This is a genomic window from Pantoea sp. SGAir0418 (assembly GCF_043529865.1).
This window is the reverse complement of record NZ_CP027911.1, coordinates 3,419,743-3,434,393: the sequence shown is the minus strand read 5'-3', so window position 1 is coordinate 3,434,393 and position 14,651 is coordinate 3,419,743. Positions and strand designations below refer to the sequence as shown.

Genomic DNA, 14,651 nt, shown 5'->3' with positions numbered 1-14,651 from the left:
GAACTGCGCGAGCATCGTCTCATCCTGCCGCAGATTCCCCCGCCTGCTGAAATATTGTATGCTATGCCGCCTCAATGCTGATGGGATAACCGGACTGCCGCCAATGTAGATCGCACACACCCTGCTGTGACCCGACGCGCATGCGTCGCCATTGGCACCGTTATCCGCCGGACTGGCTCCGGAATGATTTATTCGCAGCGCGCCGCTCGCGCGTTGCCCTGAAGAAGAATTCACTCATGTCTATTGCTCCCTTTTTAGAAGAAGTGGCGCGCCGCCGTACCTTTGCGATCATCTCGCACCCGGACGCCGGTAAAACCACAATCACCGAAAAAGTCCTGCTGTTCGGACAGGCGATCCAGACCGCCGGTACCGTTAAAGGTCGCGGCTCCAGCCAGCATGCCAAATCAGACTGGATGGAGATGGAGAAGCAGCGCGGTATCTCCATCACCACCTCGGTGATGCAGTTCCCCTATCGCGACAGCCTGGTTAATCTGCTGGATACCCCCGGGCACGAAGACTTCTCGGAAGATACCTACCGTACGCTGACGGCGGTGGACTGCTGCCTGATGGTGATCGACGCCGCGAAAGGGGTTGAGGATCGTACCCGCAAGCTGATGGAAGTGACCCGTCTGCGCGACACGCCGATCATCACCTTTATGAACAAACTGGACCGCGACATTCGCGATCCGATGGAACTGCTGGATGAGGTCGAGAGCGAGCTGAAAATCGCCTGTGCGCCGATCACCTGGCCGATTGGCTGCGGCAAGCTGTTCAAAGGCGTGTATCACCTCTACAACGATGAAACTTACCTGTATCAGAGCGGCAAAGGCCACACGATTCAGGAAGTGCGCGTGGTAAAAGGGCTGGCGAACCCGGAACTGGACGCGGCCGTCGGCGAAGAGCTGGCGCAGCAGCTGCGCGACGAGCTGGAGCTGGTGCAGGGCGCATCGCACGAGTTCGACAAAGAGCTGTTCCTGAGCGGCGAAATCACGCCGGTGTTCTTTGGTACCGCGCTGGGCAACTTTGGCGTCGATCACATGCTGGATGGTCTGGTTGCCTGGGCGCCGGCGCCAATGCCGCGCCAGACCGATACCCGCAAAGTCGAAGCCAAAGAGGAGAAGTTCAGCGGCTTCGTGTTTAAGATTCAGGCCAACATGGACCCGAAACACCGTGACCGCGTGGCCTTTATGCGCGTGGTGTCCGGCAAATATGAGAAGGGCATGAAACTGCGTCAGGTACGCACCGGTAAAGATGTGGTGATCTCCGATGCGCTGACCTTCATGGCGGGCGACCGTTCGCACGTTGAAGAAGCTTATCCGGGCGATATCATCGGCCTGCATAACCACGGCACCATCCAGATTGGCGACACCTTCACCCAAGGCGAAACCATGAAGTTCACCGGTATTCCGAACTTCGCCCCGGAACTGTTCCGTCGCATTCGCCTGCGCGATCCGCTGAAGCAGAAACAGCTGCTGAAAGGGCTGGTCCAGCTGTCGGAAGAGGGCGCCGTGCAGGTGTTCCGTCCGGTGCACAACAACGATCTGATCGTGGGTGCGGTGGGCGTGCTGCAGTTTGATGTGGTCGTGGCGCGTCTCAAGAGCGAGTACAACGTTGAGGCGATTTACGAGGCCATCAACGTGTCGACCGCCCGCTGGGTTGAATGCAGCGACGCGAAGAAGTTCGACGATTTCCAGCGCAAAAACGAGATCAACCTGGCGCTCGATGGCGGTGACAACCTCACCTATATCGCCCCGACCATGGTCAACCTCAACATCACGCAGGAGCGCTATCCTGACGTGACCTTCCGTAAAACGCGCGAACACTAAGTTCGCCGTCTCCACCGGGCTGCTGCTTTCCGCCGCCCGGTTTTCTCCGATACAGACTCCTCTTAATTGCGCTGCGGTTATCGCTTTTTGGCGAGATATCAACCACAAAAGCCAGCAAAAGCTGTAATCCCTACTATGATTATTCTGTCGGACGAGAAAACGGACCTGTAGGTCTGATTACGTCCATCACGCAGCAACGTGGTGTGTTGCTGGCGCATTCGCGGTTGCGAGTGAGTTAACTGATAGAAGGATGATATCGATGAATAAGACTAAGATTGCTAAAACCCTGATTGCTGCACTGGCCGGTACTGCACTGTTAAGCGGCGCGGCAATGGCGGCTGATACCAGCAGCAGCGCGGGTTCCAAAATCGATAGTTCTATGAAAAAAGTCGATGGCTTTATGGATGACAGCGGCATCACCGCCAAAGCCAAAGCCGCGCTGGTGGACGATGAAGCGATTAAAAGTACGGATATCTCCGTCAAAACGCAGCAGGGCGTGGTTACGCTGAGCGGTTTTGTCACCTCGCAGGACCAGGCTGAGAAGGCTGTGGCGCTGGTGCAGAAGGTGGAAGGGGTTAAATCCGTCAGCGACAAACTACACGTCAGAGACAGCAAACAGAGTTCATTGAAAGGTTATGCAGGTGATGCAGCAACCACCAGTGAAATAAAAGCTAAACTTCTAGCAGATGACATTGTGCCATCGCGCAACGTGAAGGTGGAAACCACCGATGGCGTGGTACAGCTGTCCGGGGAAGTGGCGAATCAGGCCCAGTCCGATCGGGCTGAGAAGATCGCCAAAGCCATTGAAGGCGTGAAAAGCGTGAAGAATGACCTCAAGGTGAAATCTTAACGCAACCGGAACGGCATCACCAACGGTGCCGTTCCGTATTAAAACAGTGATGTGAAGAATAAGCAGTTCGATTTTCACTATGGTAAAGGAGAGGCTTATGTTTCGTTGGGGTATTATCTTTCTGGTCATCGCTCTGATTGCTGCAGCATTAGGTTTTGGCGGTCTGGCGGGTACGGCAGCATGGGCAGCTAAAATTGTCTTTATTGTCGGTATTATTCTGTTCCTCGTGAGCCTGTTTACCGGGCGCAAACGACCCTGACCCACTGCGTTAACCATGTTAACCCGCTAGTCACATAAAGCGGAGGCCAGTCATTGCCACCATTGAAGGTGCGCCGCGACGATTGCAGAATGCGGTTGGTCAGGGAATGACAATGACTGGTTCTCCGGGATGCTGATTGAGCGCCTCCCTCAGAGCAGCAAACACTGAGGGACATCCATTGGGAATACGCATCCCGGTGTCGCTGGACACCTTTGAGCCACTAGCACTCACGCCATTCAAATCCAAAAAAATCGCGCTGGTCTGCGAAGGCGGCGGACAACGCGGCATCTTCACGGCGGGCGTACTGGATGAATTTCAGCGCGCAGGCTTCAACCCCTTTCAGTTGATGCTCGGCACCTCAGCCGGGGCACAAAACCTCTCAGCCTTTGTCTGTGCTCAGCCCGGTTATGCGCGGCGCGTGATTACCCGTTACACCACCAGTAAACTGTTTTTCGATCCGCTGCGTTTTGTGCGCGGTGGCCACCTGATCGATCTCGACTGGCTGGTGGATATCACTAAACAGGAGTTCCCGCTGGCGCTGAGCAGCGCCGAAAGCCTGTTTGCCAAAGGCAGCGAATTTTACATGTGCGCCTGCCGCAGCGATGATTACAGCGCGCAGTACTTCAATCCCACCAACCTGACCTGGCATGACATCATTAAGGCTTCCAGCGCGATCCCCGGTTTCTACCGCAGCGGCGTGTTGATGGATGGCGTGAGCTATCTCGACGGCGGCATCAGCGACGCCATTCCGGTGCGCGAAGCGGCGCGGCGTGGCGCCGATACCATTGTGGTGATCCGTACCGTGCCGTCACAGATGGCGTATACGCCGAAGTGGTTTAAACGCATGGAGCGCTGGCTGAGCGACAGCGCCCTGCAGCCGATGATCAATATCCTGCATCAGCACGAAGAGAGCTACCGCCAGATTCAGCAGTTTATTGAACAGCCGCCGGATAATCTGCGCATTATTGAAATCTTTCCGCCAAAGCCGCTGGCCAGCATGGCGCTGGGCAGTCGTCTGGCGTCGCTGAATCAGGATTATCATCTGGGCCGCCGCAGCGGGCGCTATTTCCTGGCGACGCTGGGCCAGTGGCTGAGCGATGCTGAACCGCTGGCGCGACCGATTGCCGTGACGCCGCCCGCCGCCGTCGCCAACGCGCCAGATAACCGGCCGGTCAGCACGCCGCCGCTGGCGGGCAATGACGCCGACTACGATGCAGGATCGCTGGCATGAGATTTATCGACACCCACTGCCACTTTGATTTTCCGCCATTCGTCACCGCTGCCGAACACAGTATCGCGCAGGCGGCGCAGGCGGGCGTGGAACGCATCATCGTGCCGTGCGTGGATGCCAGCCGTTTTGCCGTGGTGAGCCAGCTGGCGCAGCAGCATCCGGCGCTGTATAGCGCGCTCGGGCTGCACCCGATCAATATTGCGCAACATCAGGATGACGATCTCGATCGCCTTGAGCAGTACCTGCAAACGCCGGATGCAAAACGCGTGGCGATGGGGGAAATCGGGCTGGATCTGTATATGGAAGCGCCGGATTTTGCGCGGCAAACCCGGCTGCTGGAGGCGCAGCTGAAGCTGGCAAGGCGCTATGATTTGCCGGTGATCCTGCATTCGCGACGTACGCACGATCAGCTGGCGCAGCATCTGCGCCGTCACGACGTGCCGCGACGCGGCGTGGTGCACGGCTTTGCCGGTAGCCAGCAGCAGGCGGAGCGTTTCATCGCCCTTGGCTACGCGATTGGTGTCGGCGGCACCATTACCTATACGCGCGCCAGCAAAACCCGCCACACCATCGCCAGCCTGCCATTGCAGGCGCTGCTGCTGGAAACCGATGCGCCGGATATGCCGCTGCACGGTTTTCAGGGCCAGCCAAATCGCCCGGAGCGCGCGCGTAATGTGTTCGAAGTATTGTGCCAGCTGCGCCCGGAACCGCCCGATGAGATCGCCGATGCGCTGTGGCACAACAGCCTGCGTTTGTTCGCCCTGCCGGATTGAGTATTGATCCTGCGCCTGCCGCCCTCTCACTTTATCTAATAGCGCCATCACGGTTAATGGCCGTTGCAATTGTGCCAGCGGCGCAATTTCTTGCGCGATGAATCGCGTCGCTGCAACGCCTCTGCCACTTCTGATGATGTGCTGACAACTCCCGCTCTGTCGCAAATTAACTACGCTTTAACGATATCCGATACCTTTTTGCGGCAACATTTGTGATAATAATCACAATCGCATCATGCCGCGCTGTTCGGCAAAATAGCGATTTAATGTGATTAAAATCGCTAAATGCATGTATATCAGAGCGCGGTTTCCTTTTCCTTGTGACAAGCCTCGCAATTCCACGCGGCGTGGGTTGTTATAATTATCACATTCTCCGGTGAGCAGATTTCACCGGCCTGACTTTGGAGAGCACCATGACCGATCTGAACGCGGCCGCGCAGCGCGCGCTGCAACTGATGGACCTGACCACCCTGAACGAAGACGACACCGATGAAAAAGTGATCGCGCTGTGCCATCAGGCGAAATCACCGGCCGGTAACACGGCGGCGATCTGTATCTATCCGCGCTTTATCCCGATTGCACGTAAGACGCTGCGCGAGCAGGGCACGCCGGAAATTCGTATCGCGACCGTCACTAACTTCCCGCACGGTAACGACGACATCGACATCGCGCTGGCGGAAACCCGTGCGGCAATCGCCTATGGCGCGGATGAAGTTGACGTGGTGTTCCCGTACCGCGCGCTGATTGCCGGTAACCGTGACGTCGGCTTTGCGCTGGTAAAAGCCTGTAAAGAGGCCTGTGCGGCGGCGAACGTGCTGCTGAAAGTGATCATCGAAACCGGCGAGCTGAAAGAGGAAGCGCTGATTCGTGCGGCGTCCGAAATCGCGATCGATGCCGGCGCGGATTTCATCAAAACCTCTACCGGTAAAGTGCCGGTCAACGCCACGCCAGAGGTGGCGGCGATCATGATGCAGGTAATCCGTGACAAAGGCGTGCAGCAGCAGGTGGGCTTCAAACCGGCTGGCGGCGTGCGCACGGCGGAAGATGCCGCTATCTACCTGCAGCTGGCCGACGATATCCTCGGCAGCGGCTGGGCGGATGCGCGTCATTTCCGCTTTGGCGCTTCCAGCCTGTTAGCCAGCCTGCTGAATACCCTGGGTCACGCTACGGCGACCAGCAAAGCCGGTTATTGATCCACGCGGTCGCTAAAATGGCGGCCCACGGTGTCACTGCCGTCAGGTGCGTATTGCTGCGCATCTGGCGGCTGTCATTCAGCGATAGATCGCTTTTCCGGGGAGGCAACCTTGTTCCTGCCACAAGAAATTATTCGTAAAAAACGCGACGGCCAGCCGCTGAGCGAAGCGGAAATCCGCTTTTTCATCAACGGCGTGCGTGATAACAGCGTATCTGAAGGGCAAATCGCCGCGCTGGCGATGACGATTTATTTTCACGACATGAACCTGGAAGAACGCGTGGCGCTGACCATGGCGATGCGCGATTCCGGCACGGTACTCAACTGGCAGGCGCTGAATCTCAACGGACCGATTGTTGATAAACACTCGACCGGCGGCGTGGGCGATGTCACTTCGCTGATGCTGGGTCCGATGGTGGCGGCCTGCGGCGGCTACGTGCCTATGATTTCCGGGCGCGGCCTCGGTCACACCGGCGGCACGCTGGATAAGCTGGAAGCCATTCCCGGCTTCGATATCTTCCCCAGCGACGATCGCTTCCGTCAGATCATCAAACAGGTCGGCGTTGCCATTATCGGTCAGACCAATTCGCTGGCGCCGGCGGATAAGCGGTTCTACGCCACGCGCGATATCACCGCCACTGTGGATTCTATTCCGCTGATCACCGCCTCGATCCTCGCCAAAAAATTAGCCGAAGGATTAGACGCGCTGGTGATGGATGTCAAAGTCGGATCCGGGGCGTTTATGCCAACCTTTGAGGCCTCGCAGCAGCTGGCGCAGGCGATTGTCGGCGTCGCCAACGGTGCGGGATGCAAAACCACCGCGCTGCTCACCGACATGAATCAGGTGCTGGCATCGAGCGCCGGTAATGCGCTGGAAGTGCGCGAAGCAGTGCATTTCCTCACCGGTGAGGCGCGCAATCCGCGGCTGCTGGAAGTCACGCTGGCGCTGTGCGCTGAGATGCTGATCTCCGGCAAACTGGCGGCGAACGAAGCCGAAGCGCGGCAAAAACTGCAGCAGGTGCTGGATAACGGTAAAGCGGCTGAGGTGTTTGCCCGCATGGTGGCGGCGCAGAACGGCCCGACGGATTTCATCGAGCAGATGGACCGCTACCTGCCGGCACCGATGCTGAGCAAAGCGGTGTACGCCGATCGTCCCGGCATCGTCAGCGCCATGGACACGCGGGCGCTGGGCATGGCGGTGGTGGCGCTGGGCGGTGGCCGTCAGCGCGCCAGCGACAGCATTGATTACAGCGTGGGCCTCAGCGACATGATCACGCTGGGCAGAGAGGTCAATGCGCAGCAGCCGCTGGCGGTGATTCATGCCGCATCGGAAGCACAGTGGCAGCAGGCCGCTGCGGCAGTGAAAGCGGCGATAACGCTCAGCGACCACGCTCCGGAGGCCACGCCGGTGGTGTATCGCCGCATCAGCGAATAGTGGCGTAACTGCGTGCCAGGCAGCGGCCGTTCGGGTATACTGATCTGATCGCTTTTTTTTGACTTGTCATCGCGCTATGGCGCAGGAGACTTGCATGAAACGTGCTTTTATTATGGTTCTCGACTCCTTCGGGATTGGTTCCAGCAAAGACGCCGATAAATTCGGTGATGAAGGATCGGATACGCTCGGCCATATCGCCGAAGCGTGCTTTGAAGGCCGCGCCAATGAAGGCCGCGAAGGTCCGCTGCATCTGCCCAACATGACCGCGCTCGGCCTTGGCAAAGCGGCGGAACTCTCTACCGGCCGCTTCCCGCCGGGACTGGATCCGCAGGCGGAAATTATCGGCGCGTACGCCTACGCCAGCGAACTCTCTTCGGGCAAAGATACGCCGTCCGGCCACTGGGAAATCGCCGGGGTGCCGGTGCTGTTTGACTGGGGCTACTTCAGCGACAAAGAGAACAGCTTCCCGCAGGAGCTGCTGGATACGCTGGTAAAACGCGCCGATCTGCCGGGCTACCTCGGCAACTGCCACTCCTCCGGCACGGTAATTCTTGACCAGCTGGGCGAGGAACACATGAAAAGCGGCAAGCCGATTTTCTACACCTCGGCAGATTCAGTGTTCCAGATTGCCTGTCATGAAGAGACCTTTGGCCTCGATCGCCTGTACGCGCTGTGTGAAATTGCCCGTGAAGAGCTGACCAACGGCGGCTATAACATTGGACGCGTGATCGCGCGTCCGTTTGTCGGCGATAAAGCCGGTAACTTCCAGCGCACCGGTAACCGTCACGATCTGGCGGTCGAACCCCCGGCACCAACCATGCTGAAAAAGCTGGTGGATGAGAAGGGCGGCGAAGTGATTTCAGTGGGTAAAATCGCTGATATCTACGCGGAGCAGGGCATCACGCAAAAGGTCAAAGCCACCGGTCTGGATGCGCTGTTTGATGCCACCATTGAGCAGATGAAGAAGGCGCCGGACAACTCGATAGTGTTCACCAACTTCGTCGATTTTGACTCGACCTGGGGCCATCGCCGCGATATCGCCGGTTATGCCGGTGGGCTGGAGCTGTTTGACCGTCGTCTGCCGGAGCTGATGGCGCTGGTGAAAGAGGGCGATATCCTGATCCTCACCGCTGACCACGGCTGCGATCCGAGCTGGCACGGTACAGAGCACACGCGCGAGCACATCCCGATTCTGATCTATGGTCCAGAAGTAAAACCGGGCTCGCTGGGTTACCGCGATACCTTCGCCGATATCGGCCAGACCATCGCCAGCTATTTTGGCCTGTCCAGCATGGACTACGGCAAAAGCTTGCTGTAAAACAGCCACCACTTTTTGATAAGGAAGAACAACAATGGCAACTCCTCATATTAATGCCGAAATGGGCGATTTCGCGGACGTGGTGCTGATGCCAGGCGATCCGCTGCGTGCAAAACACATTGCCGAGACCTTCCTCGACGATGTGGTCGAAGTGAATAACGTACGCGGCATGCTGGGCTTCACCGGGACTTACAAAGGCCGCAAAATCTCCGTGATGGGCCACGGTATGGGTATTCCATCCTGCTCGATCTACACCAAAGAGCTGATCACCGATTTCGGCGTGAAGAAGATCATTCGTGTGGGTTCCTGCGGTGCCGTGCGTGCAGACGTGAAACTGCGTGATGTGGTGATTGGTATGGGTGCCTGCACCGACTCAAAAGTTAACCGCATGCGTTTCAAGGATCACGATTTTGCCGCCATCGCGGATTTCGACATGGTGCGTAACGCGGTTGACGCGGCTAAAGCGCTGGGCGTGGACGCGCGCGTCGGTAACATCTTCTCCGCTGATTTGTTCTATACGCCGGACCCGCAGATGTTCGACGTGATGGAGAAGTACGGCATCCTCGGTGTGGAGATGGAAGCGGCCGGCATCTACGGTGTGGCGGCAGAGTTTGGTGCCAAAGCGCTGACCATCTGTACCGTGTCGGATCATATCCGTACGCACGAGCAAACCACCGCGGCAGAGCGTCAGACGACGTTCAACGATATGATTAAGATCGCGCTGGAGTCGGTGCTGCTGGGGGATTGATTTTCCTGGGTTTTTCTTCGCCCTCACCCTAACCCTCTCCCGCGCGCGGGAGAGGGGACCGATCGGGCAACGGTTAATGCCCGGTCATCGGCCTGCCCCGCATTCCTGACACAGCAGCCCCACCGTAAACATCTGACACACTTTTACCCAGGCTTGTGCATCTTCCTGCTGGCTCTGCGGCGATCTCTCCCTATCATTAGCGTGATAATGAAGAGACTAAGCCCCTGATGAATTTCCGCAATTTCGAAGCCGAAGAGAAACTGTTTGTGCGCCGCGCGCTGGTGGCGTTTGCCCTGGTTGTTATCTGCTTCACCATTCTTGGCATCAACCTGTATCGCTTACAGGTGGATCAGCACAGCTATTACCAGACGCGTTCCAACGAGAACGACATCAAAATGATCCCCATTGCGCCAACGCGCGGGCTGATTTTCGATCGCAACGGCATCCCGCTGGTGCGCAACGTCACCTGGTACGACATCCTCGTCACGCCGTACAAAATCGACAACATGCAGGCGACGCTGAAGGCGCTGACGCGCATCGTCGATCTGACACCGGATGATATCGAAACCTTTGAGCATGAACTGAAGCAGAGCAGCCGCTATAAACCGGTGGAGCTGAAGGCCGAGCTCACCGACGAAGAGGTGGCGCGCTTCTCGGTCAATCAGTTCCGCTTCACCGGGGTCACCATTGATACCTATCAGGATCGGGAATACCCGTACGGCGCCGATCTGGCGCACGTGGTCGGCTACGTGTCGAAGATTAACGATAACGATTACAAGCGGCTCAATGCCGAGGGCGTCGGGGAGAATTACGCCGCCGACCACAACATCGGTAAGCAGGGCATTGAGGGCTACTACGAATCTCTGCTGCACGGCAAAACCGGCTATCAGGAAGTGGAAGTGGATAACCACGGCCGCATCGTGCGCGTGCTGAAAGAGGTGCCGCCGGTAGCAGGCAAAAACATCTGGCTGACGCTGGATCTGCATCTGCAGCAGTATGTGGAGAGCCAGCTGGCCGGGCAGCGTGCGGCGGTGCTGATTGAGGATCCGCACGATGGCGGCGTGCTGGCGATGGTCTCCAGCCCAAGCTACGATCCCAACCCGTTCGTGAAGGGCATCAGCTACAAAGCCTATAAAACGCTGCTGCAGGATAAAAACCTGCCGCTGATCAATCGCGTTACCCAGGGGCTGTATCCACCGGCATCGACGGTAAAACCCTACATGGCGATGTCGGCGCTGCTGAGCAAAGTGATTACGCCTGGCACCACCTTCTTTGGCGCGCCCACCTGGACGCTGCCGGGCACCGATCGCAAATACCGCGACTGGAAAAAGTCCGGCCACGGCATGCTCGACGTCACCAAAGCGATTGAAGAGTCCGCCGACACCTTCTTCTATCAGGTGGCGTTCATGATGGGCATCGACCGCATCCACAGCATGCTCAGCCAGTTCGGCTACGGCAAACCTACCGGTATCGATTTGAATGAAGAGTACGCCGGGCTGCTGCCGAGCCGCGAATGGAAGCAGAAAGTGCATAAACATACGTGGTATCAGGGCGATACGGTATCGGTGGGCATCGGCCAGGGCTACTGGATCGCCACGCCTATTCAGATGGTGAAAGCCATGGTGGCGTTGATCAATAACGGCCGGGTGATTAATCCGCACCTGCTGGCTAAAGCACAGCGCGGCACCTGGCAGCAGGTTTACCAACCGACCGCGCCGCAGCCGCAGATTGGCGATGCGAAATCACCGTACTGGTCGCTGGTGCGCCACGCCATGTTTGGTATGGCCAACGCGCCTAACGGCACCGGTTATAAATATTTCCATACCGCGCCGTACGGCATCGCCGCCAAGTCCGGTACGTCGCAGGTGTTTAGCCTGAAGCAGAACCAGACTTACAACGCAAAGATGATCCCGGTGCGCCTGCGCGACCACATTTTCTATACCGCCTTTGCGCCGTTTAACAACCCGCAGGTGGCGGTGGCGCTGATTCTGGAAAACGGCGGTAACGAAGGTATTACGGCCGCGCCGGTGATGCGCAATATCCTCGACCATATCTTCCTGCCGCCGCCGGATAGCAGCGTGCCGATGCAGACGGCCAGCACCGCGCAGGTGCACTGATCAGCGGAAAAATACCCGGTTGCGACCGTGGTGTTTGGCATCGTAGAGCGCGGCATCGGCATTGCTGTACAGCGTGTCGAAATCGGAGCCCGGCTTGCCGTAGCTCACGCCGAGGCTGGCGGTCACCAGTTGCTGCGGCAGCACCGCCAGCGGCGAGGCGTTAAGCGAGGCGTGGATCGCACCGGCGACAATCACCGCGTCGGACAGGCGATAGTGCGGCAGCAGCACGGTAAACTCTTCGCCGCCGATGCGGCCAATGCTGGCGCCGGCCGGGCAGTGCGCCTGAATGCGCGTCACCAGCCCGCAAATCACCTTATCGCCCATCGGATGGCCGTATTCGTCGTTGATCTTCTTGAAGTGGTCGATATCCAGAATGATCAGTGCCGCCGGACCGCTCTCCAGCGTCTGGCTGATGCGCTGAATAATCGCGCCGCGATTCCACACCGCCGTTAGCGGATCGTGGCTGGCTTTGTACTCCAGCTCCTGCGCCAGCTGGTTTAACTGCTCATTCACGCGGTTCAGCTCGCGCTCCGCGCGATCGCTGCGGGAGATCAGCCGCCAGGTTTCGCGCATCAGGCGCTGATAGTGGCGATTCAGGTGCAGCAGCGCCTCGCGGTAATCCTGCGCGCTCAGCGTGTTTTGCGCCGCCACATGCTGTGAGCGATTCAGCACCTCGCTCTCTTCACGGAACAGCTCATTGAGGTCCATCATGACGCCAGTTCCGCCTGCAGATTAACCTGCAGATCGGTAAAATCCAGCGCCAGTTCCTGACCAAACTCTTCCGCGATGTCATCTTCCGCATCAAACAGCCAGTTCAGCGTGACGCGCTGACCGCGCTGCGCCAGCTGGTTAAACAGATCGAACAGGCTGAACAGCATTTTGGTGCTGGAGCTGTTGAAGTAGCGCAGCGCGATAGTGACGACCACCGCGTCGTTGTCGGTGGGTTGCCACTGCTCAAGGGCATCCAGCAGCGGGCGATAAAACGCCGCCGCGTTCTCCGGCCACGACTCGCCGCGCAGCACAAACTGGCGGGTGGCAAAATCAAAACTCACTTCGGGCGTGCTTTCAGTGGCAGCGATAATCAGGTTTTGCATACAACCTCAATCCTGGTGAATGGTGGCTTTAAGCCAAAACGTGGCGTAGCCGCTGGCGGGCAGCGGACGCAGTTCATACTCCAGCGGTTCACTGACATCACGGGCAAGCGTCAGCAAACCGATATTGGCCCCTTTGCTGGTGGCGGGGCTCTCGGTGCGCAGACCGACACGGTAGGCCTGCTTAATTTCGTCGTTACTCATGGTACGCAGCAGATCGAGCCAGTCGCGCAGCTGCTCGCAGGCGGCCTGTTCGACCTGATTACTGCTCTCCAGCACATAGCTATCGCCATCTACGTGCAGCGTTACGGTGCCAAAGCGATAGTGCTGTTCGGCATGGCTCAGGGTACGGCTGTCCTGCGAATAGCGCAGAATGTTCTGCACAATCTCGACAAAGCTGGAGAACAGCCGGCGGCGCACTTTCAGCGGGGCCTGCTGGTTTTCCAGAAACACTTTGATCACTTCACCCATCGCGGTGATGTTCTGCGGCGAAAAGAAGCCGGTATAGTGCAGCGCAACGCTGTCGGGCGGCAGGTGCGTGCCGGTGGAAGCTGGATGCATAAGAGGCTCGTTAATAACGCAGGCCAAACCAGGTGACGTCATCGCGTCGCGGCTGGTTGCCCTGCCAGTGAAGAAATGCCTGCGCAAACGCCGTGGATAGCTCGGCCATCGGCAGGGTTTTATGTTGTGCAATGACCGTCTGAATCCGCTTTTTACCGAACATGATCTGCCGCGCGCCGCCGGGTTGATCGGTCACGCCGTCGCTCATTACCAGCAGCACATCGCCGGGCTGCAGTGTGCGCTGCTGCTGCGGCCAGCAATAGTCGTGCGGCGTATCGGTGTAGCCAACGCCGACGCGATCGGCCTGCAGCGCGGCGGCTTCACCCTGAACCGGCTGCAGCACGGCGTGCATGCGCGCGCTGGCCCAGCTCAGCTGATGGCTGGCCGTCTCCAGCCGTAGCGCAATCGCATCGCAGCCGTCGTTGGACAGCGAGGTCTGCTGCGAGGCGTTAAGCTGGCCCAGGGTTTGTTTGATGTGGCGGTTAAGCGCCTGCAGCAGGGCAGACGGCGTACGATGGTTGTGCTGTAGCGCACGCTCCAGCGCCGCATGCAGAATCACCGTCATAAACGCGCCGGGAATGCCGTGGCCGGTGCAGTCGGCAATCAGCGCCAGCCAGCCGTGCTCGTCGCGGTGAAAGGCGTAATAGTCGCCGCCCACGCCGTCGCGCGGCTGCCAGTGCAGGCACCAGTCGCTCAGCTGCTGCGCCATCTGCTGCCGCGAGCGGTCCAGCATCGCGTCCTGAATCACCCGCGCGTAATCGATGCTCTGTAAAATTTGCTGATGCTGCTGTGCCTGCAAATCGGAGACGGTACGAATCAGGTCGATACCGAGGCCGATGCCAATATAGCGGCCCTGTTCAGTCACGATAAAACCATCGGTCACTGATTTATCCCCGCTGGCGACCACCTGCTGCGCGACCCGATCGAGTTCGGTTTCGGCATCGATCACCAGCGGTTGCTTATCCATAAAGGCGATACAGCTTTTACGATCGTACAGCTCGCGGAAGAACGGGCGCGTCATTTGCGACAGAAAGATGTGGCGGTTAATCATGCCGAACGGCGTGCCGTTTTCCACCACCGGCAGGCCAATCAAATCTTTGTGTTCGCTAAACAGCGCCATTACCGCCGTGTTGTCCATCGCTGGCGTGACGAACGGCACCGCAATACACAGCGAACGCGCGCGGGCACGACCCGTCAGGGCGCTAAGCCCGGTGCGGAAATCAGGCTGCTGCATGAGAAAGAGTCTGGCG

General features: G+C 58.4%; 14 protein-coding genes. 10 read left to right on the top strand and 4 right to left on the bottom strand.

Going from position 1 to position 14,651, the window contains the following annotated elements:
- Nucleotides 1-236 precede the first annotated feature (236 nt).
- The 10 genes from prfC to mrdA all read left to right on the top strand — a co-directional run bounded on the left by prfC (nucleotide 237) and on the right by mrdA (nucleotide 11,749).
- Complete coding sequence (gene prfC / locus C1N84_RS16080) at nucleotides 237-1,826, top strand: peptide chain release factor 3 (protein WP_021507661.1); 1,590 nt, start codon at nucleotides 237-239, stop codon at nucleotides 1,824-1,826.
- A gap of 259 nt (nucleotides 1,827-2,085) precedes the next feature.
- Nucleotides 2,086-2,676: a molecular chaperone OsmY gene (gene osmY, locus C1N84_RS16075; protein WP_021507660.1), complete on the top strand. Its 591-nt coding sequence runs from the start codon at nucleotides 2,086-2,088 to the stop codon at nucleotides 2,674-2,676.
- 97 nt (nucleotides 2,677-2,773) lie between these two features.
- Nucleotides 2,774-2,935, top strand: coding sequence for a DUF1328 domain-containing protein (locus C1N84_RS16070; RefSeq protein ID WP_007893192.1), 162 nt, complete (start codon nucleotides 2,774-2,776; stop codon nucleotides 2,933-2,935).
- Nucleotides 2,936-3,113: 178 nt separating this feature from the next.
- Nucleotides 3,114-4,166 carry a patatin-like phospholipase family protein gene (locus tag C1N84_RS16065; protein WP_031279725.1) on the top strand — a complete coding sequence of 351 codons (1,053 nt, stop codon included), beginning with the start codon at nucleotides 3,114-3,116 and terminating at the stop codon, nucleotides 4,164-4,166.
- Nucleotides 4,163-4,939 carry a TatD family hydrolase gene (locus tag C1N84_RS16060; RefSeq protein WP_059009415.1) on the top strand — a complete coding sequence of 259 codons (777 nt, stop codon included), beginning with the start codon at nucleotides 4,163-4,165 and terminating at the stop codon, nucleotides 4,937-4,939. The genes C1N84_RS16065 and C1N84_RS16060 overlap by 4 nt, the downstream gene beginning before the upstream one ends.
- A gap of 413 nt (nucleotides 4,940-5,352) precedes the next feature.
- Nucleotides 5,353-6,132, top strand: coding sequence for a deoxyribose-phosphate aldolase (gene deoC, locus C1N84_RS16055; RefSeq protein WP_058770662.1), 780 nt, complete (start codon nucleotides 5,353-5,355; stop codon nucleotides 6,130-6,132).
- A gap of 111 nt (nucleotides 6,133-6,243) precedes the next feature.
- Entirely contained in the window at nucleotides 6,244-7,566 is a 1,323-nt protein-coding gene (deoA, locus tag C1N84_RS16050) for a thymidine phosphorylase (protein WP_104188047.1), read from the top strand.
- Between the two features lie 94 nt (nucleotides 7,567-7,660).
- A complete protein-coding gene (gene deoB / locus C1N84_RS16045; protein WP_021507655.1) occupies nucleotides 7,661-8,884 on the top strand; it encodes a phosphopentomutase in 1,224 nt (407 codons plus the stop codon).
- 34 nt (nucleotides 8,885-8,918) lie between these two features.
- Complete coding sequence (gene deoD, locus C1N84_RS16040; RefSeq protein WP_021507654.1) at nucleotides 8,919-9,632, top strand: purine-nucleoside phosphorylase; 714 nt, start codon at nucleotides 8,919-8,921, stop codon at nucleotides 9,630-9,632.
- 227 nt (nucleotides 9,633-9,859) lie between these two features.
- Nucleotides 9,860-11,749, top strand: a complete 1,890-nt coding sequence (gene mrdA / locus C1N84_RS16035; RefSeq protein WP_264441670.1) for a penicillin-binding protein 2 — start codon at nucleotides 9,860-9,862, stop codon at nucleotides 11,747-11,749.
- On the opposite strand, the gene C1N84_RS16030 is transcribed toward mrdA, so the two are convergent.
- Genes C1N84_RS16030 through C1N84_RS16015 form a run of 4 tightly spaced genes read right to left on the bottom strand, consistent with a single transcriptional unit; the run spans nucleotide 11,750 to nucleotide 14,635 of the window.
- Nucleotides 11,750-12,460, bottom strand: a complete 711-nt coding sequence (locus C1N84_RS16030; protein ID WP_021507652.1) for a GGDEF domain-containing protein — start codon at nucleotides 12,458-12,460, stop codon at nucleotides 11,750-11,752.
- Nucleotides 12,457-12,843: a DUF1987 domain-containing protein gene (locus C1N84_RS16025; RefSeq protein ID WP_264441669.1), complete on the bottom strand. Its 387-nt coding sequence runs from the start codon at nucleotides 12,841-12,843 to the stop codon at nucleotides 12,457-12,459. Before C1N84_RS16025 ends, C1N84_RS16030 begins: the two co-directional genes overlap by 4 nt.
- 6 nt (nucleotides 12,844-12,849) lie before the next feature.
- On the bottom strand, nucleotides 12,850-13,401 hold the full coding sequence (locus tag C1N84_RS16020; protein WP_088516049.1) for a SiaB family protein kinase: 552 nt from the start codon (nucleotides 13,399-13,401) through the stop codon (nucleotides 12,850-12,852).
- 10 nt (nucleotides 13,402-13,411) lie between these two features.
- Nucleotides 13,412-14,635: a SpoIIE family protein phosphatase gene (locus tag C1N84_RS16015; protein ID WP_141496221.1), complete on the bottom strand. Its 1,224-nt coding sequence runs from the start codon at nucleotides 14,633-14,635 to the stop codon at nucleotides 13,412-13,414.
- Between the last annotated feature and the right edge of the window lie 16 nt (nucleotides 14,636-14,651).